Below are 308 nucleotides of genomic sequence, written 5' to 3' on the forward strand. Positions count from 1 at the left end.
AACAGGTCGGTCGCGGCAATTGCCGTCGAGGTCGACACGCGGACTGTTTGCCCGGACCCTCCCGAGGAAATCCCAGATGCCGGCGGTAGGCCGGTCTGGGTGATGATTCCGCATCCGCCGTTGGTGCTCACCGCGAGATAGCACATGGTCGCCGCGCCGAATGTGTCGGCGACCGCGAGGACGATGCACGTCAGGTTGTCGGTGGCGAGGTTTCCCACGGGCGCGATCAGCTGTGCCTTGACGGCGTAGTTGTCGGTGTTGAATCGTCCGGCCGCGGTGCCGCCGCCGCCCTGGTAGCTCACCCAGTT

At 65.9% G+C, this 308-nt stretch carries 1 protein-coding gene; it reads right to left on the reverse strand.

The genetic code is table 11. From position 1 onward, the window contains the following. Positions 1-308: hypothetical protein (locus tag ON31_RS29375; protein ID WP_157533798.1), on the reverse strand; the 308-nt coding region annotated here is incomplete at both ends.

The sequence above is a fragment of the Nocardia otitidiscaviarum NBRC 14405 genome, assembly GCF_000308635.1.
In the GTDB taxonomy this organism is placed as follows: Bacteria; Actinomycetota; Actinomycetes; order Mycobacteriales; family Mycobacteriaceae; genus Nocardia; species Nocardia otitidiscaviarum.